Consider the following 24,986-nt stretch of genomic DNA (forward strand, 5'->3'; position numbering starts at 1 on the left):
CGGGGGATCTCGAGATTCTCAGGTGCGCAACTGCGCACCGTAGTTCGATGCTGCGCATCGCCCCGGAATGACGATTACACTCCCACCAGCAGCGCCACGCCGATCACGATCAGCGCGATGCCAAGCATTTCGCGCGGCGCGATCGACTGCTTGAACGAATAATACGCCACGGCTTGCGCGAACAGCACCTCGATCAGAGCGAGCGTGCGGACATTGGCGGCGGCCGTCAGCGCGAACGCGAGAAACCAGAACTGCGAGGCGAAGGCGCCCGTGAAGCCCGCCAGCATCGAGGGCCGCCATCGGTTGAGGATTCCCCGCAGCACGTCCGGCGCGCGCCAGAGCAGGTAGATCGTCAGGATCAGCGTCTGCACGAACAGGCCGAGCACCAGCGTGACCGACGCCGCGGTCACGAAGGAGACATCAGGCACATTGATGATGGCGCCGCGAAAGCCGACCGCGGAGAGCGCGAAGGCCGCCGCCGCCACCAGGCCGGTGATGGTCGGCTTCAATTCCGCAAAGCCCTTCTCGCCGCCTGGCCGCAGCGCCGTGATGACGACGCCGATGGTCGCAATCACGATCGCCAGCACCTTCAGCCAGGTCAGGTGATCGCCGAGGAAGACGAAGCCGAAGATCGCGGTCTGGATCGCCTCGGTCTTGAGGTAGGCCGTCGTCACCACGAAGGAGCGGTCGTTCATGGCGAGCAGCATCAGGCCGGTGGCAACGATCTGGCTGAGCGCCCCGAGCAGCAGCCACGGCCAGAATACAGTCGGCGGCATGCCGAGACGGTCGCCGGTCGCAACCAGAACCACGCCCAGAAACAGCACCGAGAACGGGAAGCCGAACAGGAAGCGGATATTGGTCGCGCCCCAGGTCCCCAGCGGCTTCGTCAGCGATCGCTGCATCGCGTTGCGCGCGACCTGCCCGAGCGCAGCAATGATGGTGAAGGGAATCCAGAGGCTGGCGACGGTGAGCATGGGGGGTGGAGCTGATGCCGGGACGATTCTGCCCAACCTGCAAGCTGCCGCCCACGCGGTCAACCGCGGCGACGTCATGGGAGCGATGCTCACTCACAAACTCAGCTGTCGTCGCTGCGAACGCAGGGACCCATTACCCCAGGAGCAGTTTTGCGAGGACTGGTGGCCCGCGCATCTCACACCATCCGCTCACCGATAGATTCCGCGGTATGGGTCCTGCGTTCGCAGGGACGACAGGGTTTGCTGGGCAGCGTCAAACCGTCAAACCAGGAGATCGCTTAGGTCATGCCACTCCGGATTATCGCGCTCGATCAGCTCGATCTTCCAGTCGCGCTTCCAACGCTTGAGCTGCTTTTCGCGGGCGATCGCCTCCTCCGCTCGCTCATACGCCTCAGTGTAGACTAACCGATACACCCCATAGCGCTTCACGAACTCCGAGCCTTTGCCGGCGCGGTGCTGCTCCAGGCGCTTCTGGAGCGAGTTGGTGATGCCGATGTCGAGCGTTCCGTGATGACGGCTGGCGAGGATGTAGACGTAGTACATGCTCGGGCGCTTGTCTTGGCTAACGACGACGGCCGGTGGTTATGGGTCCCTGCTTTCGCACTAGGGCATGCACATATCTCTGAGGCTCCATCCCGCCGCGACGGCGTGGAAGTATTCGAGGCCGTTCTTGAAGGTGATGGGGCCCGGCGGCTTGGACGATGGGTAGCCATCCCAGCCACCGAGACGGCCGATGATCCAGGCGGCCCAAGCGAGGCGGTCGGGCGGATATGGGTTCTTTAGTCGTTTGCTCGCGGCTTCGAGTTGCTGGTTGAGGGCAATGAGCGCGCCAATTTGGCTGGTGTCGAAGGCAACGCCAATAGGCTGGCGACTACCATTGCGGGCCTGCAGAAGCTGGATGGTGATGACGGCCGCCTTGGCGGCGATTGCGACCAGCTTGAGAAGCCGATCGGCGGATCCGATCTGGCTGTCTTCGAGCTTGAGGCCTTGCGTCTTCAGAGTGCGGAAGAACTGCTCGATAATCCAGCGCTGCTTGTACCATTGGACGATGCGCCAGGCGTCCTCGATGCCGGCAACCTCGTGAGAGGTGAGAAGCCGCCAGTGCAGCGGCTCTACGCCGGCTTCGACATTGACCTCTCGCACATCGACCACCGTCAATGGCAAGCTTTTCGGCAGATGGTGCAGGAACTTAGTCTGTGGGCGGGCAAGCTCGATTGCGTCAAAGCGAAGTTCGAGGTGGACCAGGCGAGCGGGCCGCGGGGCGCGCGCAGGCAGTTGGATCGTACGCCGGTCCACCGCAGCCATGGCATCGCTGACCTGATACAGACTGCTGCGGTCGGCAAGCTTGCGATCATGCATGCTGCGCGCGATGATGTGGAAGTGTTGCTCAGCCGAGCTGGCATAGAGGGCAAAAATATCGCTCTCGCGATCCCCCAGCAACGTCACCACCGCGGCCTTGGCAAGCAGTGGTCGCGCCGCCACGGCAGAGGATATCCAGCGCTGCGATTCCTTGTCCGATAATTCCCGATCGTCGTGCGAGGTCGTGCGGCGACCTGCGCGTGTCCATATCTGCCCGCTCACAAGCCCAAGACAGCTGCCGTCATCGGCATCCACAGCCAGCAGCGGGTGCAGCAGCACGCCGTGGCTATTGCCTTTGCCGATTTCTCCGAGCCCGCGCCGGCTTTGCGGCGTGGTGTTGAAGTGGACCTCGCTGGTGTCCTGGATGGCCAGCACGTGGCGGCCTTCCACCGCAGCGACCGTGCTATCGCTCCAGCTTTCGATGATCCGCTCCACCGTCACCTTGTCATGGCCAAGAAAGCGGTTGAACCGCACTTCCAGCGCGCGGTTCCCCCTGGAGAGCTGTCGAAGGCAGACAGTTCTGCCCGCAACCATGCGTTCGACGAACGCCGCCCCCCTTTATCGAGACGACGATCCCCGAACCGGCCCAGCGTCCAGTCAATCCGTGACAACATCGCAGCACCCCGTCCGAACCATGGAGTGCAGCAATAGGAATCACACAGACTTCCGATTCTGGAATCCCCCAAGGCGGACCCGAGTCAATCCGCCGCACCAGATATGTGCATGCCCTAGTGCTTTCGCAGGGACGACACCGTCTGTGGAGGAACGGCTCGTGCCATAACGCAGCCTCACACCATCGCTTCGGCGACCACCATGTAATTGACGTCCATGTCCGACGAGAGCGACCATTTGTCGGCGAAGGGTGAGTAGACCACGCCGGTCTGCTCGGTGATGACGAGACGATTGTCGAGCAGATATTTCGTCAGCTCGTCGGGGGTGACGAACTTGTTCCATTCGTGAGTGCCGCGCGGCAGCCAGCGCAGGACGTACTCGGCGCCGACGATGGCGAGCGCGAAGCTCTTCCAGTTGCGGTTCAGCGTCGAGACCACCATGAGGCCGTTCGGCTTCAGCATTGCCGCACAGCGCTTCAGGAAGACGCCGACGTCGACGACGTGCTCGACAACTTCCATCGCCAGCACGATGTCGAAGCGCTCGCGCGGATCGATCTCCTCGACCGTGGTGCAGCGGTAGTCGATCGCAAGATGACCCTTGTCGGCATGCAGCTTCGCCGCGGCGATGTTGCTCTGGGAAGGATCGACGCCGATGACCTGCGCGCCGAGGCGCGACAGCGGCTCGCACAACAGGCCGGCGCCGCAACCGATGTCGAGCACGCGCAGGCCGGCGAGGCAGTTGAGGCTGCGCACATTGCGTTCGAACTTGCGGCAGGCGGCATCGCGGATATAGCCGAGCCGCAGCGGGTTGATCCGGTGCAGCGGCGCCATCTTGCCATTGGGGTCCCACCACTCCGCCGAGAGTTTCGAGAATTTGGCGATTTCGGCGGCATCGACGGTCGAGCCCGGCTGCGGGCCAGCGGAGACGGAAGTATTTTGCTGCATGCTCATGGTTGCGCGCGGTCCTACCGCGTGGTGATCGAACTACGGAAGGCGAGCGGCGAGGCGATGGTCCTGATCGTCTCGATGCCCTCGCCGACGCCGCGAATCGTCACGTCGCCGTAGTTGAGAATACGTCCAAGAATGGTCTGGTCGACGTCGACACTCTCGACCTTGTCCAGCGCCATTTCGAAGGTGCGGCGCTTGATGAAGCCGGTCTTGTGCACGACCCGGAGATTGGTGACGTCGGTCTCGGTGGTGAAGCGGTGGAACCAGCCCTTCACGGTCCAGTACAGCGCGGCCAGCGCCACCAGGCCGGACGCGCCGAGACAGAGCAGCACGAGCCCCTCGACAATGGTTTGCCGGGACAACACGAACAGCGCCAAGGCCACGATCCAGGCCAGGATGGCCGGAAGATAGAAGATCCAGTGCGCATTGGTCGAATACAGCACCCGCTCGCCCGGCTGCAGGATCTCGTCGATATAGCGCGCCATGACCTCGATTAACCCATTGCCCGGATTGGCCGGAGCAGGAACCCGCTTGCCCCCGGCCCCGCCCCTCTGTATACGCGCGGTCGGTGTCCGCCAGGCCCGTCCAGTGCGGGCCACCATACTGATCCTTATGAGGGAATGCACGCGTCGTCATGAGCCGCCTCGTGATGAAATTCGGCGGCACATCCGTCGCCAACATCGAACGTATCCGCAACGTCGCACGCCATGTGAAGCGTGAGGTCGACGCCGGCCACGAGGTGGCCGTGGTCGTCTCGGCGATGTCCGGCAAGACCAACGAGCTGGTGGCCTGGTGCACCGAGGCCTCGCCGATGCACGACGCGCGCGAATACGACGCCGTCGTCGCCTCGGGCGAGCAGGTCACCTCGGGCCTCCTTGCCATCGTACTTCAGGGCATGGGCATCCAGGCCCGTTCCTGGCAGGGCTGGCAGATCCCGATCAAGACCAGCGACGCCCATGCCTCGGCCCGGATCGAGGACATCGACGGCAGCGAGATCATCAAGCGCTTCAGGGAGCGCAAGGAGGTCGCGGTCATCGCCGGCTTCCAGGGCATCGAGCCCAAGACGGGTCGTATCACCACGCTCGGCCGCGGCGGCTCGGACACCTCGGCCGTGGCGGTCGCCGCCGCCGTCAAGGCCGACCGCTGCGATATCTACACCGACGTCGACGGCGTCTATACCACCGACCCGCGAATCGTGCCGAAGGCCAAGAGGCTCGACAAGATCGCGTTCGAAGACATGCTGGAACTGGCCTCCCAGGGCGCCAAGGTGCTCCAGGTCCGCTCGGTGGAACTCGGCATGGTCCACAACATGCCGATCTTCGTCCGCCTCGAGCTTCGACAAGCCCGAGGATATCGACCCGCATGCCAACCAGCCGCCCGGCACGCTGATCTGCAGCGAGGAGGAGATCATGGAAAGCCACGTCGTCACCGGTATCGCCTTTTCCAAGGACGAGGCCCAGATCTCGGTGCGCCAGATCGAGGACAAGCCGGGCGTTGCGGCCTCGATCTTCGGCCCGCTGGCGGATGCCAACATCAACGTCGACATGATCGTGCAGAACGTCTCCGAGGACGGCAAGACCACCGACCTCACCTTCACGGTGCCGGCGGCAGATTATACCCGCGCCAAGGACACGATTACCGCCGCCAAGGACAAGATCGGTTATGCGCGGCTCGATACCGCCACCGACGTCGCCAAGATCTCGGTGATCGGCAGCGGCATGCGCAGCCACGCCGGCGTCGCCGCCCAGGCGTTCTCGGCCCTCGCAGGGCGGAATATCAACATCCGGGCCATTACAACCTCCGAGATCAAGTTCTCGGTGTTGATCGACGCCGCCTATACCGAGCTGGCGGTGCGCACGCTGCACACGCTCTACGGTCTGGATCAGGCCTAGGCGAATTTTCTCTTAGCGGTCGCAGCAAACGCGGAGGTGTCCACACTTTCGCGTTTGGCAGGCGTTTTGCTTGGCAAAACAAGCCCCAATTCGCTATACGGCGAACAGGGTGGGCTGCCGGAAACTGTGCCCCAGTTCAGGCGGTGCTGATTCGGCTGAGGCAACCGCCTGAGCCGGCGCCGGACGAGCAAATTTGTTGTTTTTCTGGATACTGGGCGAGCAGCCGCGGCCCCTTTCGGCCCCGGCAGACGGAGGAGATTGACGGTTCATGCGGAGCGCGTCGGGAGGTCCCCGCGTCTTGTTGAGACGGCTCCGCGAAACCATGGCGGAGCAGGTCTCGGCCCAGGAGCGGCTGGACAAGATCGTGGTGCTGATCGCCGCCAACATGGTGGCCGAGGTGTGCTCGGTCTATGTGCTGCGCATCGACAACACGCTGGAGCTCTACGCCACCGAAGGCCTCAACCGCGAGGCGGTGCACCATACCGTGCTGAGCGCCCATGAGGGCCTGGTCGGCCTCGTCGCCAGCGAGGCAACGCCGCTCAACTTGAGCGATGCGCAGAGCCACCCGGCCTTCTCGTTCCGCCCCGAGACCGGCGAAGAGATCTACCATTCCTTCCTCGGCGTGCCGATCCTGCGGGCCGGCAACACCCTCGGCGTGCTGGTGGTGCAGAACCGCGCCAAGCGCAATTATGTCGAGGAAGAGCTCGAGGCGCTGCAGACCACCGCGATGGTGCTGGCGGAGCTGATCGCCTCCGGCGAGCTCTCCGCGCTGGCGCAGCCGGGCCAGGAGCCGGCGGCGCGCCATTCCGCGCAGAAGGTCGGCGCCATTCTGTCGGAAGGCATCGCGCTCGGCCACGTCGTGCTGCACGAGCCGCGCGTCGTGATCAAGGACTACATCGCCGAGGACCTGCCGAAGGAGATCAAGCGGCTCGACACCGCGCTCGCCAAGCTGCGCGCCGATCTCGACCGCATGCTGGAGCGTGGCGACGTCGCCGAGGGCGGCGAGCATCGCGAGGTGCTGGAAGCCTACCGCATGTTCGCCAACGACCAGGGCTGGTCGCACAAGCTGCACGAGGCGGTCGCCACCGGCCTCACCGCGGAAGCCGCGGTCGAGCGCGTGCAGTCCGACACCCGCGCGCGCATGCTGCGCTCGACCGATCCCTACTTGCGCGACCGGCTGCACGATCTGGAAGATCTCGGCTACCGCCTGATGCGGCAGCTGGTCGGCCAGGACCACGCGCCCTCACGCGAGCAGCTGCCCGACAACGCCATCGTCATCGCGCGCGCGATGGGCCCGGCGGCGCTGCTCGACTACGACCGCAAGCGCCTGCGCGGCATCGTGCTGGAGGAAGGCACCGCCAATTCCCACGTCTCGATCGTGGCGCGCGCGCTCGGCATCCCCGCGGTCGGCGAAGTCCCGAACGCGCCCGGCATCGCCGATCCCGGCGACGCCATCATCGTCGACGGCACCTCCGGCTCGATCTATGTCCGCCCCTCGCAGGAGGTCGAAGCGGCCTTCGCCGAGCGCGTGCGCTTCCGTGCCCGCCGCCAGGCGCAATATCTGGCGCTGCGCGACCGGCCCTGCGTCACCAAGGACGGCCAGAAGGTCGAGCTGATGATCAACGCGGGGCTCGCCATCGACCTGCCGCATATCGAGGACACCGGCAGCGCCGGCATCGGCCTGTTCCGCACCGAGCTGCAATTCATGGTGGGCCAGAGCCTGCCGCGCACCAGCGACCAGCTGGCGCTCTATCGCACCGTGCTGGATGCCGCCGGCAACAAGCCCGTCACCTTCCGCACGCTCGACATCGGCGGCGACAAGGCGCTGCCCTACATGGAAGCCGTGATCGAGGAAAATCCCGCGCTCGGCTGGCGCGCGATCCGGCTCGGGCTCGATCGCCCCGGCCTGTTGCGCGGCCAGATCCGCGCGCTGCTGCGCGCCGGCGGCGGCCGGGCGCTGCGCATCATGTTCCCGATGATCTCGGAGGTCGCCGAATTCGACGCGGCCAAGGCGCTGGTCGAGCGCGAGCTCACTTACTTGCGCCAGCACGGCCACACGCTGCCCGAAAGAATCGACATCGGCACCATGGTCGAGGTGCCCGCCCTGCTCTATCAGCTCGACGAACTCCTGCGGAAAGTCGACTTCATCTCGGTCGGCTCCAACGATCTGTTCCAGTTCCTGTTCGCGGTCGATCGCGGCAATGCCAAGGTCTCCGAACGCTTCGACACCATGTCGGCGCCGATCCTGCGCGCGCTGCGCCAGATCGCGCACAAGTGCCATGCCGCGAAGAAGTCGCTCTCGCTCTGCGGCGAGATGGCGTCGAAGCCGATCGGCGCGCTGGCGCTGATTGCGCTCGGCTACCGCTCGCTGTCGCTGTCGGCGACCGCACTCGGCCCGGTCAAGGCCATGGTGCTCGACGTCGACGCGAAGAAGGCCGAAGCCATGCTCGGCCCGCTGCTTGACGCGCCGGCCGGCAGCGTCTCGATCCGGCAGAAGCTGACGGAATTTGCCGAGGCCGAAGGCCTGGCCTTGTAGCGGGCCTGTCGCCGCTTCCTGCCGCCTCGCCTCCTCCTGCCATTTGAGACTGAACCGATGTCGTCATTGCCCGAAGCCAAACTGGACGTGCTGCTTGCCCATCATGCCTCTCTCGAGGCCGAATCGCTGGGGCAGCTTGCCTCCGAGCGCTACGTGCAGATCACGCGCGAACTCGCCGAGATCACACCGCTGATCGAAGCGGTGAAGGCCTATCGTTCCGCCGTCAAGGAGCTCGCCGACACCGAGGCGCTGATCGCCGATCCCGCGACCGATGCCGAGATGCGGGCCATGGCGGAAGCCGAACGCGACGAGCTGGCGCCGAAGATCGAGGAGCTGGTCCAGAAGATCCGCGTCGCGCTGCTGCCCAAGGACGCCATGGACGACCGCAACGTGGTGCTGGAAATCCGCGCCGGCACCGGCGGCGACGAGGCCTCGCTGTTTGCCGGCGACCTGTTCCGGATGTACGAACGCTTCGCTGCCCTGCAGGGCTGGAAGGTCGAGGTGATCTCGGCCAGCGAAGGCACCGTCGGCGGCTACAAGGAAATCATCGCGGAGGTGCAGGGCCGCGGCGCCTTCTCCAAGCTGAAGTTCGAATCCGGCGTGCATCGCGTCCAGCGTGTCCCCGACACCGAGACGCAGGGTCGGATCCATACCTCCGCGGCCACGGTCGCCGTGCTGCCGGAGGTCGAGGACGTCGACGTCGACATCAAGAACGACGATCTGCGCATCGAGACGATGCGCGCGCAAGGCGCCGGCGGCCAGCACGTCAACAAGACCGAATCGGCGATCCGCATCACCCACATCCCGACCGGCATCGTGGTGATGATGCAGGACAGCCGCTCGCAGCACAAGAACCGCGCCTCCGCCATGAATATTCTGCGCTCGCGCATCTACGACGCCGAGCGGCAGCGCGTCGACGCCGCGCGCTCGGCCGAACGCAAGGAGAAGGTCGGCTCCGGCGACCGCTCCGAGCGCATCCGCACCTACAATTTTCCGCAAGGACGCGTCACCGACCACCGCATCAATCTGACGCTCTACAAGCTGCCGCAGGTGATCGCGGGCGAAGCGCTCGGCGAATTGATCGACGCGCTGACCACCGAGCACCAGGCCGCGCAGCTCGCTGCACAAGGCGCGGCGGCGTGACGCGTGAGTAATCCCCTCGCCGGACAATCCATCGAGAGCGCGCGGCGCGCGCTGGCCGGACAGCTGAGATCGGCGGGGGTCGAGGAGGCCGAGCTCGACGCCCGTATCCTGGTCGGCGCGGTCCTCGGCCTCGATCTGACCGGCCTGATTGCACAGGCAGCGCGGCCGCTCACCGAAGCCGAGGCCTCGCGGCTCGCCCAGCATGCACGGCGCCGCATCGCCGGCGAGCCGGTGGCGCGCATTCTCGGCACACGCGAATTCTGGGGCCTGCCGTTTCGCCTGTCGGAAGCAACCCTGGTCCCACGCCCCGATACCGAGACCGTGGTCGAGCTTGCGCTCGAGATCCTTCGCGAGCGGAAAGCCGCAGCGCCTGTTCGCATCGCCGACATCGGCACCGGATCGGGCGCGATCCTGCTCGCGTTGTTGCACGAAATTCCCGATGCGTTCGGCACCGGCACCGATATCAGCCTGACCGCGCTCAGCACGGCGCGCGACAATGCCGTCGCTCTCGGCCTCGGCGGCCGCGCCGCTTTCGTCGCCTGCTCCTATGCGGCAGCGCTCCGCGGCCCGTTCGACCTCATCGTGTCGAACCCGCCCTATATCCCCTCGGCCGAAATTCCGACCTTGAGCGTCGAGGTGCGCGAGCACGATCCGCATCTGGCGCTCGACGGCGGCAACGACGGATACGACGCCTACCGCGCCCTGATCCCGCAGGCGAGCGAGCGCCTCGCCCCCGGCGGGGTGCTGATCGTCGAGGCCGGCCGAGGCCAGGCGAGAAATATTGAAACCCTCATGGCGGCAGCGGGGTTAACGATGGACAGGCCACCCAAGGCCGACCTGGCGGGCATTCCGCGGGCCGTTTCGGCCCGAAAAATGCCCCCATAAAAGCCGGATTGGCTTGCAAAAAGCTCTTGGAATATCCCTTGGGAACGACTACGTTCCGATCAACACATCGGTGCCGGCCCCGTAGACTTGCGGGTGAAAGCCGGGCTCTCGGGCGAGAGCTTTACTGATTATAGGTTCCAAGCCGCAGGTCCTGTGAAGCGCGATAGCCAGTGGAGCTGCGCTGCTCTCCGACCGCAACGTGAACGAAAGCCTGATATTGCGCTTGAAGACTTACGCAACACCGCTGGGCTTGTTTCGGCAGGCAAAATGAATGGATTCGCTGGCGATCAATGCTGGCGGGTGGGGAACGCGTCCTTGTTGAACGCGACGGTCGACGAACATCGGCAGGGTTGGATCCGCTCTTGCGCGGGGTGCGCGAGTGCGACGTGAAACCGCTGTCACCAGGTCACTCCTAGCAATCAGTAATGCGTGCAACCTTTAGGGCTGGAATTAAAGGCAGGACATGAGAAACGGTCAGAACAAGCAGCGGATGCGCAACCGCAACAACAATAACAACAACAATCGGCGCAGCCAGAACCCGATGACCCGGGTCTACGAGTCCAACGGACCCGATATCAAGATCCGCGGCACGGCTTCGCACATCGCCGAAAAGTACCTCCAGCTCGCGCGCGACGCCCGCTCCTCCGGAGACCCCGTTGCGGCGGAGAACTACTACCAGCATGCCGAGCATTATTTCCGCCTGATCGCGGCGGCGCAGGAGCAATTCCGCCAGAACCAGCAGCCGCGCGGTGACGAGCCCATCAGCAGCGCCAGCGGCGACGATGAAGACGACGGCGAGAATTTCTCGAATTTCGGCCAGGAGCCAGGCTTCGTCCCGCAGCCGCCGCAGCAGCCTTTCGCACGCGACCGCGACGGCCAGCACCAGCGTGATCATCAGCCACGCGACAACCAGCAGCAGCCCTATCAGCGCGACCACCAGCCGCGCGAGCACCGCGAACGCGATCATCGTCCGCAGCCGCAATATCAGCCGCAGCCGCTGCCGGCGAACCAGCCGCAGCCCGTCATCGCCGACGCCGGCGGCGTCGATCGGCTGCCGTCTTTCATCACCGGCCCGCAGCCGCAGGTGAATGTCGGCGCAAATGGCGGCCAGCCCGGCTTCGAGGGTGGCGGCGGTGGCGAGCGGTTTCCGCGCCGTCGGCGCCGGCCCCATGGCCCGCGCCCCGAGCGCGAGGCAGCGCCAGCCGCCTCGAGCGACGATCTCGCGCCCGGCGAGTAAGCTTTTTCTGCTGTTCTGATTCGAACTCGTCCCGGCCTCGCGCCGGGACGATTTTTTTCAGCCGCGCGTCACGGTCGATGACGGCACCAGCACCGGCTTGGCGAGCGAGGGAATCAGCCGCGCCCGCTCGCGCTTGGCGGGGATCGCACGATAGACCTGCTTGGTGGCCTCGACGATGTGCACGCCGGCAAAGGGCAGCGACAGCGCTGCACCGGCGCGCTCCCACATCTGTGCCGATCTCAGCACCCAGCCGCCGGCATAGGGCGGCATGAACAGCGCCTCGCCCCAGGCGGTCGGCGTGAACCAGGTCTGGCGCAACAGATCGGTGATCTGCGAGCGCGAATAGGGCCGGCCGTGACCGAACGGCGTGCTGTCGGTACGGGTCCACACCCCGCGCCGGTTCGGGATCACGGCGATCACGCGGCCCGAGGGCGACAGCACGCGCCACACCTCGCGCAGCAGCGCGGCCGGATCGTCCGACATCTCCAGCGCGTGAACCAGCAGGATGCGGTCGACCGCGGCGTCGGCAAGCGGCAACGAGAACTCGTCGACCAGCGAGGCCAGCGCCGGCCGTCCCGTCGGCCATTTCAGCACGCCCTGGGCCGCGGGCATGAAGGCGATGCAGCGCTCGGCATCCTCGCGGAACAACCCCAGATAGGGCGTGGGATAGCCGAGGCCGAGCACGCGCTGGCCCTCGACCCCCGGCCAGCGCTCCCTGATGCCGCGATTGATCATTTGTCGCGCCACGATCCCGAGGCGACGCGAATAGAACTCGCGGAGGTCGACGACGTCGATGGTCATGACCGCAATGTAACATGCGCAGGGCTGCGCCTGCGCGCGGAATATTGCATTGCCTGCGCAACGTTAACGCCATATTTGTCTGGCGGGGCTGAGCCCGATGGAGATGACATGGCCGCCGAAATTCGTACTTTCACCTGTTTAAACGACAATTTCGGTTATCTGATCCACGATGTGGAAACCAAGGCGACGGCGTCGATCGACGCGCCCGAGGCCGGCCCCATCATCAAGGCGCTGGAGCGCGAGGGTTGGCAGCTCACCGACATCCTGATCACCCATCATCACGGCGATCATGTCGGCGGGGTCGCCGAACTCAAGCGGAAATACAATTGCCGCGTCGTCGCGCCGCACGACAAGACCACGGGAATCGCGAACGTCGACCTGCGTGTGGCCAATGCCGACGTGGTCAAGATCGGCAATCTGCTGGCGCGCGTCCTGGAGACGCCCGGCCACACGCTCGACCACGTCTCCTACGTGTTCGACACCGAGAAGACGGTCTTCGCCGCCGACACGCTGTTCTCGATCGGTTGCGGCCGCGTGTTCGAAGGCACCTATCCGATGATGTGGGATTCGCTTCTGAAGCTGCGCGCCCTGCCTGACGACTTCAAGCTCTATTGCGGCCACGAATACACGGCCTCCAACGTCAAGTTCGCGTTGACCGTCGAGCCCGACAATGCGGCGCTGCAGGCCCGCGCGGCGGAGGTGGCGAAGCTGCGGGCCGAGAACAAGCCGACCATTCCGACGCTGCTGGGCGAGGAGAAACGCGCCAACGTCTTCCTGCGCGCCGACGAGCCACAGGTCGCCGCCAAGCTGCACATGAAGGGCGCGGAGGCCGCCGCGGTGTTCGGCGAGCTGCGCGAGCGCAAGAATAAATCCTGATGCACACGTCCTGACGCACAGATCCTCACGGGGTTCGATGCCGACCGCAGCCGAGATCATCGCGCGCCTTGAACTGCGGCCGCATCCCGAAGGCGGCCATTATCGCGAGACGTTTCGCGATCAGGCCACCGACGCCAACGGACGTTCGCGCTCGACCCTGATCTATTTCCTGCTCGCCCGCGGCGAGCGTTCGCACTGGCATCGCGTCGATGCGGTCGAGACCTGGCATTATTATGCCGGCAGCCCCTTGCTGCTGCGCATCGCCCATGACGGCTGCTCGCAGCACGAGGTACGGCTCGGCACCGACCTCGCGGGCGGCGAACGGCCGCAGGCCATCGTGCCGGCGCAGGCCTGGCAGATGGCGGAAAGCACCGGCGATTGGACGCTGGTCGGCTGCACCGTGGCACCGGCGTTCGAATTCGCCGGCTTCGAGCTCGCACCGCAGGGCTGGGAGCCGTAGGTCGAAATCCACCGCGGCACCAATGACGCGGATCGATGGATTCCGGGTTCGCGCGTCGCGCGCCCCGGAATGACAATCATCGCTTCCTCAGCACCATGTCCTTGGCGGCGATCAGACCGCCTCCGGCAATCAGGATCGCGGCGATGGCGATGTTGGCGCTGGCCTTGGCAAACCCGGCGGCGATGAGGAAGCCGGTCGAGAGTAGCGGGGTCGCGTAGGAGGCGGCGCCGAGCACGCGGATGTCGCCGCGCTTCATGCCGATGTCCCAGGCGTAGAACGCAGCGCCGACGGGGCCGATGCCGAGCGCGATCACGGAGAGCCATTGCAAGCCCGTCTCCGGCCACACCGTGGTTTCAAGCAGGCCGTGCATCAGCGCGGCCAGCAATGCTGTGGCCAGGCAGAAGCCGGCGACCGCATCGGTCGGCACCGCCTTCAAACGGCGCGACAGCACCGAATAGGTTGCCCAGACGAACGCAGCAATGAAAGCCGCGATCAATCCCGGCACCGCTCCCGGCGCAAACCCGCTGGTGTTGCCGGCAAACAGCAGCACGGTGCCGACGAGGCCGAGCACGGCGCCGACGATGTGATGCAAAGCGAGCCGTTCGCCCGGCAGGAACGACGAGAACAGCACGATCAGCAATGGCCACATGTAGTTCAGAAGGCCGGCTTCGGCCGGCGGCGCGAAGCGCAGTGCGAGGAAATACAGCGCGTGATAGCCGAACAGGCCGCCAACGCCGACGACCCAGACGACCAGCGGCTGACGCAGGCTCTTCGCCGCATCGCCGCGCCCGATCCAGGTGAGCAGGCCGACCAGGCCGCCGATCGCGAAGGTCATTGCGGCGAGCTGGAACGCCGGAATCTTTCCGGTCGCCACGGTCATCACCGAGAGCAGCGACCACATCAGGATCGCGGTCAATCCGATCAGCGTGGCGGTGCGGGGAGTCATTCCAGGGAGCCTCGTCATTCCGGGGCGGCTCGAAGTGCCGAACCCGGAACCTCGAGATTCCGGGCTCGCCGCTGGCGCGGCGCCCCGGAATGACAGGGGATCATGCCCGGGACAAGCCCGGGCATGATGGTGTCGACAATATCAAACCACGTGATGCGATCGCATCACACCATGTACTGGCCGCCGTTGACCGTCAGCGTCGATCCCGTAATGAAGCCGGACTCGTCGGCCGCGAGGAACACAACGGCGCGCGCGATCTCCTCGGGCTCGCCGAGCCTGTTGGTCGGGATCTGCGGGATCACGTTCTTCTCCAGGACGTCCTTCGGCACCGCCTGCACCATTTCGGTGTTGATGTAGCCGGGGCAGATCGCATTCACGGTGATGCCGCCCTTAGCGTTCTCCAGCGCCAGCGCCTTGGTGAAGCCGATGTCGCCGGCCTTCGCCGCGGAATAATTGACCTGGCCGAACTGCCCCTTCTGTCCGTTGATCGACGAGATCGAGATGATGCGGCCGAACTTGCGCGCGCGCATGCCCTCGATGACCTGGCGCGTCATGTTGAAGAGCGAGCCGAGATTGGTGTTGATGACGGCGTTCCACTGCTCGAGCGTCATCTTGTGGAAGGCGGTGTCGCGGGTGATGCCGGCATTGTTGACGAGCACCTCGATCGGGCCGAGATCGGCCTCGACCTTCTTCACGCCTTCGGCGCAGGCCTCGAAGCTGCTGACGTCCCATTTGTAGACGGCAATGCCGGTCTCGGCCTTGAACTTCTCCGCCGCCGCGTCGTTGCCGGCATAGCTCGCCGCGACCTTGTAGCCGGCCGCCTTCAGCGCCTTGCTGATCGCAGCACCGATGCCCCGCGTACCCCCCGTGACCAATGCAACACGTGCCATGTCGTATTCCTTCCCTTGGACTCTTCCTTGGACTCTCGGACGCTTCTGGAGTGATTGTTTTTAACGTTGGATTATGCGGTTGGTTTGACGGACATCAAGAACAAAACGCCCGGCGTCGAGCCGGGCGTTTGTATTTAGTCGAGGCTTGCGCGATTGCGAAGAATATTTGATTTGCAGCCGCTGCCTTTTTAGTCGCGTGCAACGCACTCACTGAGGTGTGCAGCGCACCCGCAAACTGCGCGCAAGCTGCACGTCAGCCATCGTCAGTCGCGCGCGATGCACATCGCGATACCCATGCCGCCGCCGATGCACAGCGTGGCGAGGCCCTTCTTCAGATCGCGCTTCTGCATTTCATGCAGCAGCGTCACCAGCACGCGCGCACCGGACGCACCGACCGGATGGCCGATCGCGATCGCGCCGCCGTTGACGTTGACCTTGGAGGTGTCCCAGCCGAGGTCCTTGTTGACGGCACAGGCCTGGGCCGCGAAGGCTTCGTTGGCCTCGATCAGATCGAGATCGCCGACATTCCAGCCGGCCTTCTTCAGCGCGGCGCGCGAAGCCGGGATCGGGCCCGAACCCATGATCTTGGGATCGACGCCGGCCTGCGCCCAGGAGACGATTCGCGCCAGCGGCTTCTTGCCTTCCTTGGCCGCCTGCTTGGCGGTCATCAGCACCACGGCGGCAGCGCCGTCATTGATGCCGGACGCAGAGCCCGCGGTGACCGTGCCGTCCTTCTCGAAGGCGGGACGGAGCTTGGCCATCGCCTCGAGCGTTGCGCCGTGACGCGGATATTCGTCGGCGCTGACGACGACGTCGCCCTTGCGGGTCTTGATGGTGACGGGGACGATCTCGTCGTTGAACTTGCCGGCCTTCTGCGCCGCCTCGGCCTTCTGCTGCGAGGCGACCGCGAACTCGTCCTGCTGGGCGCGGGTGATCTGCCACTGCCGCGCGACGTTCTCGGCGGTGTTGCCCATGTGGTAGCCATTGAAGGCATCCCACAGACCGTCCTTGATCATGGTGTCGACGAACTCGACAGGCCCCATCTTGACGCCGCCGCGCAGATACTGGGCGTGCGGAGCCATGCTCATGGATTCCTGGCCGCCGGCAACCACGATCTCGGAATCGCCGTTGAGCAACGCCTGGTAGCCGAGCGCAACCGTGCGCAGGCCCGAGCCGCAAAGCTGGTTCACGCCCCAGGCCGGGCTCTCCACCGGGATGCCGGCGCCGATCGAGGCCTGACGGGCCGGGTTCTGGCCCTGGGCGGCAGTCAGGATCTGCCCCATGATGACCTCCGAGACCCGACCGGGCTCGATGCCACCGCGCTCCAGCGCCGCCTTGATGGCGATGGCGCCGAGATCGTGGGCGGGAAGGGTCGCGAACGCTCCGTTGAAGCTACCGACCGGGGTGCGGGCGGCGCTGACGATGACGACATCGTCTGACATGGGCATCTCCTGAGGCTTGTGGTTCTTTGAATGGGGGCAGGCGGGGCTTTACGAAAGCAGTTCGCCAGTGTCGTGAGCCATCCTGTTAACGTCGTTGAGGCATGTCAATCGGCCGGCGACCGAATTCATGCCGCAGCGCATTCAAAATAGCGTTCTTGGCGCTTTCGCAAGCAAGATTTTGCTCTGCGATTAACCGTGCCGCACAAAACGGTAGCGTGACCCCTTTGAAAATGCTTATTTTGTTGCGTTGCGTACTCTTCCCGCCCTGCGGCATGGCCCGCCGGGTTCCCGTTCTCCGCGCTTGCAAGTGAGAGCCCATGGCGAAATCAGACCAACCCACCACCATCAAGAAATACGCGAACCGCCGGCTCTACAACACCGGAACGAGCACCTACGTGACGCTGGAAGACCTCGCCGCGATGGTCAAGGAAGGTGAGGATTTCCTGGTCTATGACGCCAAGACCGGCGACGACATCACCCGCTCGGTGCTCGCCCAGATCATCTTCGAGCAGGAGAACAAGGCCGGCCAGAACCTGCTGCCGACCACCTTCCTGCGCCAGCTGATCCGCTTCTACGGCGACAGCATGCAGATGGTGGTGCCGAAATATCTGGAGCAGTCGATCGCGACCCTGACCCAGGAGCAAGAGAAGTTCCGCAAGCAGATCGCCAACACGCTGTCCGGCACTCCTTTTGCTCCCTTGGAAGAACAAGTCCGTCGCAACATGGAGCTGTTCCAGCAGACCTTCTCGATGTTCAAGCCCTTCGTCCCGCCGCGCCCGGCGACCGCCGCCGAGGCGGAGCCCGAGGCGAACGCCGAAACGCCGAAGGACAGCAACATCGACGATTTGCGCCAGCAGATGAAGGAAATGCAGGAGCGCCTGGAGCGGATGTCGAAGAAGGAAGAGTAGCCCTTCCTTCGTCCCGGCCACCGATTGAGCCGGAGGATGCGAAATGTCCGACCGAAGCTCTCATTGGGACAGCGTCTACGCCACCAAGGGCGAGGACGAGGTCAGCTGGTTTCAGAATAGCCCGTCGACCTCGCTCGCGATGATCCGGGCGAGCAATCCCGATCGCGGATCGGCCATCATCGATATCGGCGGCGGCGCTTCGCGTCTGGTCGATGCGCTGTTGGCGGACGGATATCGCGACGTCGCTGTGCTGGATCTTTCCGCCCACGCGCTTGAGGCGGCGAAGAAGCGCATCGGCGCCGCCGCTTCGACGGTCGACTGGATCGTTGCCGATGCCACCACTTGGCAGCCGGCGAAGACCTACGACGTCTGGCACGACCGCGCCGCGTTCCACTTCCTGACCGACCCGCGCGACAGGGCGGCTTACGTCGCGCGCCTGCGGTCGGCGGTTGCGCCCGGCGGCCACGTCATCATCGCGACGTTTGCGCCCGATGGTCCGGAGAAATGCAGCGGCCTGCCGGTGCAGCGCCATGACAGCGCCAGCCTCGCAGCCGAGCTCGGGCCGGAGTTCGAGCTGATCGAGGCGCGCAGCGAGACGCACCAGACGCCGTGGGATTCGACACAGGCGTTTCAGTTCAGCCGGTTTCGACGACGCCGTTAGAAACAGGTGTCATGCCCCGGCTTGACCGGGGCATCCAGTACGCCGCGGCCTATCGAGGAATCACAACTGCCTCTGGAATACTGGATCGTCCGATCAAGTCGGGCGATGACTGCGGAGTAAAGCCACCTACGCCGCCAGCTGCACCGCATGCGCGAAGTCCCAATAGAGCTGTCGCGCCCTGGCGTAGAACGGACCCGGCTTCAGCTCGCGCTCGTCGATGCGGATCACCGGGGCGACCTTGGCGAAATTGCCGGTGGAGAAGATTTCGTCGGCCGCGAGGAAATCGGCATAGCGCAACGTCTTCTCGACCACATCGACGCCGGCGCCGCGAAGCAGGCCGATGACGCGCTGGCGCGTGATGCCGTTGAGGAACGTGCCGTTGGGAGCCGGCGTATAGACCACGCCGTCCTTGGCCATGAACACGTTGGAATTGCCGAACTCGGCGACGTTGCCGAGCATGTCCAGCATCAGCGCGTTCTGGAAGCCGCGCGAGGCGGCTTCCGCCAGCGCGCGCGAATTGTTCGGGTAGAGGCAGGCGGCCTTCGCCTCGACCGGCGCGCATTCGGCGGTGGGCCGGCGGAACGGCGACAGGGTGATGGCGTTGCCGACCGGCTTTGGCATCGGCGCCTCGTAGATGCACAGGCACCAATTGGTGGTCTCCGGGTCGAACAGCACGCCGCCGCCCGAGCCGTTCTGCGCCCAATACATCGGACGGACGTAGAGCTCGGCATTTGCCGCAAAGCGCGCAATGCCTTCGGTCGCAAGCCCGAGCCAGGTGGCGGTATCGACCACCGGCTTGAGGCCGAAACTGACCGCGGATTGATTGGCGCGCGCGAGGTGGCGGTCGAGATCGGGCGCGACGCCCTCGAACGCGCGCGCACCGTCGAATACCACCGAGCCGAGCCAGGCCGCGTGCGTGCGCGGGCCCATGATCGGCACGTTGCCGTCGTGCCATTTGCCCTCGAAGAAGGTCCAGCTCGGCGAATATTCGATCGGCTTCTTGATCTCGGCCATGACGGCCTCCCCTGGGACATATCCGGGCACTATTGTCCCAATTCCTAAATGATTTGCTGCCGGACCAGCCCCATCTCCCGGCGGGTAAAACGCGCCGAACAGGCTATAATGCGGGCAATGATACGGAGATTGCCATGCCGCTCGATCCGCTCGCAAAGCGCTTGTTGACCATGATGGCCGCGGCTGCGCCGCAGGCGAAAAGCCGGCCGAGCGTGGAGGCGCGGCGGCAATCGCTGGCCAAGCTGATGCAGTTCGCGCGCGCGGATGCGCCCGATGTGACGACGCGCGACGGCGTGCTGCCCGGCCGCGACGGCGAGCTGCTTTATCGCCTCTACACGCCCGCAAATGCCGACGAGGTTGCACCGGGCTTCGTGTTCTTCCACGGCGGCGGCCTCGTCGCCGGCGGCATCGCCACGCATGACCGCATCGCGGCGGCGCTGGCGCATGCCACCGGCTGCCGCCTCGTTTCCGTCGATTACCGGCTCGCGCCGGAGCACAGATTTCCAGCCGCCGTCGACGATGCCATCGCCGCCACCGAGTGGGTCGCGCGCGAGGCCGCATCGCTCGGCATCGACGCGGACCGCCTGGTGGTCGGCGGCGATTCCGCCGGTGCAACGCTTGCTGCGATCGTGTGCCAGGAGGCGGCGCAGACCGCGGGCCTTGCCATCGCCGCACAATGCCTGATCTGCCCGGTGCTGGATTTCGAGGAAACCTCGCCGTCGCGCGAGGCCTTTGCCGAGGGTCATCTGATCGACCGCGTCACGATCGAGGCCGATCTCTCCGACTATCTGCCTGAGGGCATCGACACGGCCGATCCCCGCGTGTCTCCGCTGCGCGCCACCCGGCTCACAGGCCTGCCGACCGCGATCATCCACACCGCCGAGTACGACCCGATGCGCGATGAAGGCAATGCCTATGCCCGCAAGCTACTCGCCGCAGGCGTCGCCGTCGAGCATGTCTGCCACGACGGCATGGTTCACAATTTCCACGCCATGGGCGCGATCCTGCCGCAGGCACAGCTCGTGCTGTCACAGATCGGCGAGCAGGTGCGGCGAGCGGTGGAGAGGTAGATCACACGCGCGCGCCGAGCACGGCCCTGGCCGCCATGACATAGTCAGGCCAATGCGCGTCCGCATAACGCTCCGCCTGGCGGGCGCAGGTGACGTCGGGCGCATGCGCTGCGGCGATCATGCGCGCAAAGCGTTCTTCGGCAACCGTCGTGTCATCGCGCGCCGGCGCGGGTACCGCGGCCACGGCGGCCGGAGCGACGGCGAGTCCTGCCATTCCGGCGAGCAAGATGCGGCGTGACGTGGTCATGGCTGTCGTCCTCCATTGTTCCGGCCTGCTCCGGCCGGCGAGCGGGTCGGTGCAGTCACGACAAGGTAGCCGTGCCCATCGATGCAGTCCATGGCTTGCGGATGGCGCTTGACCGCGGCAGCGATCACGTTCCATCTAGCGCGCGATTTCGCCCGCGCGTCGGATTGTCTCGTGCCTCCTCACCGCCCATCGCATCGTCCGAGCTTGCGCGCTACCGCGATGGGACTGGCCTGCCTGACGATTTCGGCCGGCGCCGCCTTCTCCGCCGAAGATGAGGAGGATGCAGCAGCAAAACCTGCCGTCCCGAACCTCTATCTCGATCTGCGCACGAGCTATGCGTCGGTTCCGGCAGGGACGCTCGGACTCGGTTTCGGCACCACCTCGCTATCGGCCGCGCTGCAAACCCTGGCGGTGCGCAGAGGCGCAACGCTGCCGAACGGCCTGCCGGCCGCGAAATCGATTGCCGTCGACCTGCCGCTCACCGTCGACGTCGACGACCGCGTCTCGCTTTATGGCGGCGTGTCGGGCTCGACGACCGACATTGGCGATGGCTGGTCGAAGTTCGACATTACGAGCTGGAACATCGGCGTGCAGGCCGACCTCTACCGGCAGGACGGCGGCGCAATCCCGACCATCACGCTGCAATCGACCTTGACGCAATCGGTGCCGAACGATCACGGCATGACGAATTCGCTGAACAACATCCTGGAATTCGACTACGCGCTCGACGAGGACGAGACGCGGGGCTGGCTGACCGGCGTGCAACATACCACCACCATCATCGCCAGCCCGCTCGCCAGCATCCGGCCGAACACGATCCTCTATGCCGGCGGCTATTACCAATGCCCGAGCAATTGGAAATTCACCGGGCGTCTTGGCATGCAGTCGTTCGGCGGCGCGCAGCTGGCGGGGCGGACGCTTGCGGAATCCTTCACGCAGCCGATCCTGCGGCTGGACCTTGATCGCATGGACGACAACGACAACCGCCTGTTCGGCATCACCGCACAGATCGCCTGGACGCCGAAGCCGTCTTACCAGCTGACCTTGCGAACGCCGCTCTACGCGATCCGCAACTGACTCGGAGCATGGTGGATAGCTGGTAAAGCGAATCTCCCGCTTTGCGGACATCGCACGGCGGTCGCAACAGCCGGGCATTGAAGATGAAGGACTTTCGCATCCGCTGCGGACCCCCGAGCAGCCCTTCCGAGCGTTGGCGCGTCGCCTGGTTCCCTCGCCAGAGCCCCATCCAGTTACCTCTCGGCAATATGCTTGCGACAGACTGCGTCGGAGCACACGGGAGGCTGCGAATGTCCCATCTGGTTCCGGAAAGGACGCTACTTGCTGGGAAGATCTTCTTCAATTTCGGCCAGTCGTCGATCGATTGCGTCGTGCGCCGGCTGACCGAAGAGGCGGCGACGCTCGAGATGGAGAGCGGCCTCGGCGTGCCCGAGCGCTTCCAGCTCAGGCTGGCGGGGCGCGAGGTCCTGACCTGCGGGGTGGTCTGGCGATCGGACCGCCAGGTCGGCGTCGCCTTCGAACAGCCGGGCAGCGTTGAGCGCTTCACCGGCGAGGAGCGGGAGCGCTCGTCCGACGCGTTGATGCGCGGGCAGATGCTCGCACTTCGCGCAGCGCTTGACTTCGTTCCACTCGGCATCGTGCTGCTGGATGCAAAGCTCCGCGCAAGGTTGATCAACCGCGCGTTCCGGCAGATGTGGCTGTTGCCGGATGAAGTCGCCAATAGTTGTCCGTCGTTCGTGACGCTGATGCATCACGGCCGCGATACGCTCGCTTACGAGATTCCACAGACCGAGCTCGATGCCTACGTCGCCGAGCGGGTCCGTCAGGTCCAGGCGGGCGACGCCTCCCCGCTCGATCTGCGCCGCTCCAGTGGAGACGTCGTTCGGATGCAATGCACTCCGCTGCCCGACGGCGGGCGAATGCTGACCTATACGCCCGTCACCGACATCGTGCGCTATTCCGATGAGCTGAAGTTGCTGCGCGACGCGCTGGAAACCGTCGAGGATGGCGTGCTGCTGCTCGATCGCGACCTCAAAGCCAGCTTCATGAACCGGCGAATGCGCCGGTTCTGGGACGTCAGCGAGCAAGAGGCGGAGAGCCGACCGTCCTATGCATCACTGGTGAGCCGGGTCCATCGCGCCAGCGCGCCGGATCTTCCGGCAAATGAGCTGACGAAATTTCCAGCTAGGCGGGTCGCAGAGGTCAAGGCCGGCGACCATGTGCGCGACCTGCAGACCCCGGACGGAAGGCGCATCAGGGCTCATTGCACCACGATGTGGAACGGCGGCCGCATGCTGACCTATGTCGACATCACCGACCTGATGCAAAAAGCCGCGATGCTGGAGACGCTCGCCACCACCGATCCGCTCACCGGCCTCTACAACCGCCGCCACTTTCTCGACAGCCTCGAGGCCGAATGGAGCCGGTTTCAGCGCTATTATCGCTCCGTCTCGGTGCTGATGCTGGACATCGACCACTTCAAATCAGTCAACGACCGCTACGGCCATGCCGTGGGCGACGCCGCGATCAGGGCGGTTGCGGCCGCGTGCCTCGACGGCAAGCGCAAATCGGACATCGTCGGTCGCCTCGGCGGCGAGGAGTTTGCGGTTCTGCTGCCGGAGACCAGCCTCTCGCGCGCGAGGACGGTGGCCGACCGCATCCGCAAGCGCGTGATGGACGCGCAGATCGTCGCCGGCGAGATCCGGTTCGGCGTCACCGTGAGCATCGGCATCGCAGAGGCCACCGTCAGCATGTCCGGCATCGACGCGCTGATGGGCGCGGCCGATCACGCGCTCTACCAGGCCAAGGCCGAAGGCCGCAATCGCTGCGTTGCCTTCGTGCCCCCGGCGCCGGCACGCAAGGCGGCGGAGTGATCGAACGACGCCGCTATCGTGGCGGCGGAACGTCGAATACGCTTTGGGGATTTGCGACGTCGTCGATGGCGAGTTTCAGCGGCTCACCGGTCGCAAGGAACGACGACAAGGTGGCCTCGAACGGCGCCGGATCGAGCCCGCGCGCCTTCAGCCATTCGGGCTCGTAATAGGTTTGCCGGTAGCGCTCGCCGGAATCGCAGATCAACGTCACCAGCGACCCCACGATGTTTGCCTGGCGCATCTCCGAGGCCAGCCGGCACAGCGCCAGGAAGTTGGTTCCGGTGGAGCCGCCCACCGGACGGCGCAGCCGGCGCGACAACACGTTCATCGCCGCGATCGTGGCCGCATCCGGAATCTTCATCATGCGGTCGACCACTTCAGGCACGAAGGAGGGCTCGCAACGCGGCCGGCCGACGCCTTCGATCAGCGACGGACGATCGCAGACGTGAGAGCGCTCCTGCGAGCGGAAGCAGTCGAAGAAAGCGGAATGCTCGACATCGGCAACGCACAGACGTGTCGGATATTGCCGATAGCGCAAATAGCGCCCGATCGTGGCCGAGGTGCCGCCGGTCCCGGCGCCCATCACGATCCAGTCCGGCAGCGGGCGCCGCTCGCCCTGCAATTGCGTAAAGATCGACTCGGCGATGTTGTTGTTGCCGCGCCAGTCGGTCGCGCGCTCGGCGAAGGTGAACTGGTCCATGTAGTGACCGTTCAGGCGCGAGGCGAGCGCGGCGGCTTCCGCATAGAGCGCGCGGCCATCGTCGATCAGGTGGCAATTGCCGCCATAGTGCTCGATCGCGGCGATCTTCTCCGCCGAGGTGGTGCGCGGCATCACGGCGTAGAAGGGGACCCCAATCATCTCTGCGAAATAGGCCTCCGACACCGCGGTCGATCCCGAGGAGGCCTCGACCACGGGCGTGCCTTCGCGGATGTGGCCGTTGCAGAGTGCGTAGAGAAACAGCGAGCGCGCCAAGCGATGCTTCAGGCTGCCGGTCGGATGGGTGGACTCGTCCTTCAGATAGATGTCGATGCCTCGACAACGCCGGCACGATCAGCCGGATCAGATGCGTATCGGCGGTGCGGCACTGGTCGGCCTCGATCGCAGCGACGGCCTCGTCGACCCAGCCGCGCCGATAGGCAGGCCCGGCCGGGTGGCGGAAGGGAGGCGGCTCCATCGGCATGACCAGGCGATTCC

General features: G+C 65.3%; 22 protein-coding genes and 2 pseudogenes. 12 read left to right on the forward strand and 12 right to left on the reverse strand.

Annotation, left to right across the window (positions count from 1 at the left end):
• Positions 1 to 74 precede the first annotated feature (74 nt).
• From ACETMP_RS20830 to ACETMP_RS20850, 5 genes are all read right to left on the reverse strand, one after another.
• Positions 75 to 974, reverse strand: a complete 900-nt coding sequence (locus ACETMP_RS20830) for an EamA family transporter (RefSeq protein WP_375157650.1) — start codon at positions 972 to 974, stop codon at positions 75 to 77.
• A 261-nt stretch (positions 975 to 1,235) separates the two neighbouring features.
• A complete protein-coding gene (locus ACETMP_RS20835; RefSeq protein ID WP_375157651.1) occupies positions 1,236 to 1,517 on the reverse strand; it encodes a GIY-YIG nuclease family protein in 282 nt (93 codons plus the stop codon).
• A gap of 60 nt (positions 1,518 to 1,577) precedes the next feature.
• Positions 1,578 to 2,807 (reverse strand): IS4 family transposase, encoded by a 1,230-nt coding sequence (locus ACETMP_RS20840; protein WP_375157652.1) that lies wholly within the window; start codon positions 2,805 to 2,807, stop codon positions 1,578 to 1,580.
• 314 nt (positions 2,808 to 3,121) lie between these two features.
• Positions 3,122 to 3,895: a bifunctional 2-polyprenyl-6-hydroxyphenol methylase/3-demethylubiquinol 3-O-methyltransferase UbiG gene (gene ubiG / locus ACETMP_RS20845; RefSeq protein WP_375157653.1), complete on the reverse strand. Its 774-nt coding sequence runs from the start codon at positions 3,893 to 3,895 to the stop codon at positions 3,122 to 3,124.
• A 14-nt stretch (positions 3,896 to 3,909) separates the two neighbouring features.
• Entirely contained in the window at positions 3,910 to 4,377 is a 468-nt protein-coding gene (locus ACETMP_RS20850; protein ID WP_375157654.1) for a PH domain-containing protein, read from the reverse strand.
• Between the two features lie 149 nt (positions 4,378 to 4,526).
• Between ACETMP_RS20850 and ACETMP_RS20855 the strand changes: the two are divergent.
• The 5 genes and pseudogenes from ACETMP_RS20855 to ACETMP_RS20875 all read left to right on the forward strand — a co-directional run bounded on the left by ACETMP_RS20855 (position 4,527) and on the right by ACETMP_RS20875 (position 11,585).
• A pseudogene (locus ACETMP_RS20855) lies at positions 4,527 to 5,784 on the forward strand (aspartate kinase).
• 268 nt (positions 5,785 to 6,052) lie between these two features.
• Complete coding sequence (gene ptsP, locus ACETMP_RS20860; protein ID WP_375157655.1) at positions 6,053 to 8,320, forward strand: phosphoenolpyruvate--protein phosphotransferase; 2,268 nt, start codon at positions 6,053 to 6,055, stop codon at positions 8,318 to 8,320.
• Positions 8,321 to 8,377: 57 nt separating this feature from the next.
• Positions 8,378 to 9,463: a peptide chain release factor 1 gene (prfA, locus tag ACETMP_RS20865; protein ID WP_257178740.1), complete on the forward strand. Its 1,086-nt coding sequence runs from the start codon at positions 8,378 to 8,380 to the stop codon at positions 9,461 to 9,463.
• Between the two features lie 3 nt (positions 9,464 to 9,466).
• Positions 9,467 to 10,348: a peptide chain release factor N(5)-glutamine methyltransferase gene (gene prmC, locus ACETMP_RS20870; protein WP_375157656.1), complete on the forward strand. Its 882-nt coding sequence runs from the start codon at positions 9,467 to 9,469 to the stop codon at positions 10,346 to 10,348.
• Positions 10,349 to 10,811: 463 nt separating this feature from the next.
• Entirely contained in the window at positions 10,812 to 11,585 is a 774-nt protein-coding gene (locus ACETMP_RS20875) for a DUF4167 domain-containing protein (protein ID WP_375157657.1), read from the forward strand.
• Between the two features lie 57 nt (positions 11,586 to 11,642).
• Here the strand turns inward: ACETMP_RS20875 and ACETMP_RS20880 are convergent, their stop codons facing one another.
• On the reverse strand, positions 11,643 to 12,386 hold the full coding sequence (locus ACETMP_RS20880) for a class I SAM-dependent methyltransferase (RefSeq protein WP_375157658.1): 744 nt from the start codon (positions 12,384 to 12,386) through the stop codon (positions 11,643 to 11,645).
• 108 nt (positions 12,387 to 12,494) lie between these two features.
• Here ACETMP_RS20880 and gloB point away from each other — a divergent pair, with 108 nt between their 5' ends.
• A complete protein-coding gene (gene gloB / locus ACETMP_RS20885) occupies positions 12,495 to 13,262 on the forward strand; it encodes a hydroxyacylglutathione hydrolase (protein WP_375157659.1) in 768 nt (255 codons plus the stop codon).
• A 37-nt stretch (positions 13,263 to 13,299) separates the two neighbouring features.
• Positions 13,300 to 13,722 (forward strand): cupin domain-containing protein, encoded by a 423-nt coding sequence (locus tag ACETMP_RS20890; protein WP_375157660.1) that lies wholly within the window; start codon positions 13,300 to 13,302, stop codon positions 13,720 to 13,722.
• A gap of 76 nt (positions 13,723 to 13,798) precedes the next feature.
• Here ACETMP_RS20890 and ACETMP_RS20895 read toward each other — a convergent pair whose 3' ends face one another.
• The 3 genes from ACETMP_RS20895 to ACETMP_RS20905 form a co-directional block, all read right to left on the reverse strand.
• Positions 13,799 to 14,668 (reverse strand): DMT family transporter, encoded by an 870-nt coding sequence (locus ACETMP_RS20895; RefSeq protein ID WP_375157661.1) that lies wholly within the window; start codon positions 14,666 to 14,668, stop codon positions 13,799 to 13,801.
• Between the two features lie 164 nt (positions 14,669 to 14,832).
• Positions 14,833 to 15,558, reverse strand: coding sequence for an acetoacetyl-CoA reductase (gene phbB, locus ACETMP_RS20900; RefSeq protein WP_375157662.1), 726 nt, complete (start codon positions 15,556 to 15,558; stop codon positions 14,833 to 14,835).
• 263 nt (positions 15,559 to 15,821) lie between these two features.
• Complete coding sequence (locus ACETMP_RS20905; RefSeq protein ID WP_375157663.1) at positions 15,822 to 17,000, reverse strand: acetyl-CoA C-acetyltransferase; 1,179 nt, start codon at positions 16,998 to 17,000, stop codon at positions 15,822 to 15,824.
• Between the two features lie 317 nt (positions 17,001 to 17,317).
• Between ACETMP_RS20905 and phaR the strand changes: the two genes are divergently transcribed.
• Positions 17,318 to 17,908, forward strand: coding sequence for a polyhydroxyalkanoate synthesis repressor PhaR (gene phaR, locus ACETMP_RS20910; RefSeq protein ID WP_375157664.1), 591 nt, complete (start codon positions 17,318 to 17,320; stop codon positions 17,906 to 17,908).
• Between the two features lie 43 nt (positions 17,909 to 17,951).
• Positions 17,952 to 18,569, forward strand: coding sequence for a class I SAM-dependent methyltransferase (locus ACETMP_RS20915; protein ID WP_375157665.1), 618 nt, complete (start codon positions 17,952 to 17,954; stop codon positions 18,567 to 18,569).
• 126 nt (positions 18,570 to 18,695) lie between these two features.
• Here ACETMP_RS20915 and ACETMP_RS20920 read toward each other — a convergent pair whose 3' ends face one another.
• On the reverse strand, positions 18,696 to 19,583 hold the full coding sequence (locus ACETMP_RS20920; protein WP_375157666.1) for a branched-chain amino acid aminotransferase: 888 nt from the start codon (positions 19,581 to 19,583) through the stop codon (positions 18,696 to 18,698).
• Between the two features lie 134 nt (positions 19,584 to 19,717).
• On the opposite strand from ACETMP_RS20920, the gene ACETMP_RS20925 reads away from it, so the two are divergent.
• On the forward strand, positions 19,718 to 20,653 hold the full coding sequence (locus ACETMP_RS20925; RefSeq protein ID WP_375157667.1) for an alpha/beta hydrolase: 936 nt from the start codon (positions 19,718 to 19,720) through the stop codon (positions 20,651 to 20,653).
• 1 nt (position 20,654) lies between these two features.
• On the opposite strand, the gene ACETMP_RS20930 is transcribed toward ACETMP_RS20925, so the two are convergent.
• Positions 20,655 to 20,900, reverse strand: a complete 246-nt coding sequence (locus ACETMP_RS20930; RefSeq protein WP_028139070.1) for a hypothetical protein — start codon at positions 20,898 to 20,900, stop codon at positions 20,655 to 20,657.
• 204 nt (positions 20,901 to 21,104) lie between these two features.
• Between ACETMP_RS20930 and ACETMP_RS20935 the strand changes: the two genes are divergently transcribed.
• Both ACETMP_RS20935 and ACETMP_RS20940 read left to right on the forward strand, forming a co-directional pair.
• The gene (locus ACETMP_RS20935; protein ID WP_375161948.1) at positions 21,105 to 21,977 is read left to right on the forward strand and encodes a hypothetical protein; all 873 of its coding nucleotides are present in this window, start codon (positions 21,105 to 21,107) and stop codon (positions 21,975 to 21,977) included.
• Positions 21,978 to 22,207: 230 nt separating this feature from the next.
• Positions 22,208 to 23,791 (forward strand): diguanylate cyclase, encoded by a 1,584-nt coding sequence (locus tag ACETMP_RS20940; RefSeq protein ID WP_375157668.1) that lies wholly within the window; start codon positions 22,208 to 22,210, stop codon positions 23,789 to 23,791.
• A 13-nt stretch (positions 23,792 to 23,804) separates the two neighbouring features.
• Here the strand turns inward: ACETMP_RS20940 and ACETMP_RS20945 are convergent.
• Positions 23,805 to 24,966: pseudogene (locus tag ACETMP_RS20945) on the reverse strand (PLP-dependent cysteine synthase family protein).
• Positions 24,967 to 24,986 lie beyond the last annotated feature (20 nt).

It is taken from the genome of Bradyrhizobium dasycarpum, assembly GCF_042019905.1.
Classification (GTDB): Bacteria; Pseudomonadota; Alphaproteobacteria; order Rhizobiales; family Xanthobacteraceae; genus Bradyrhizobium; species Bradyrhizobium japonicum_B.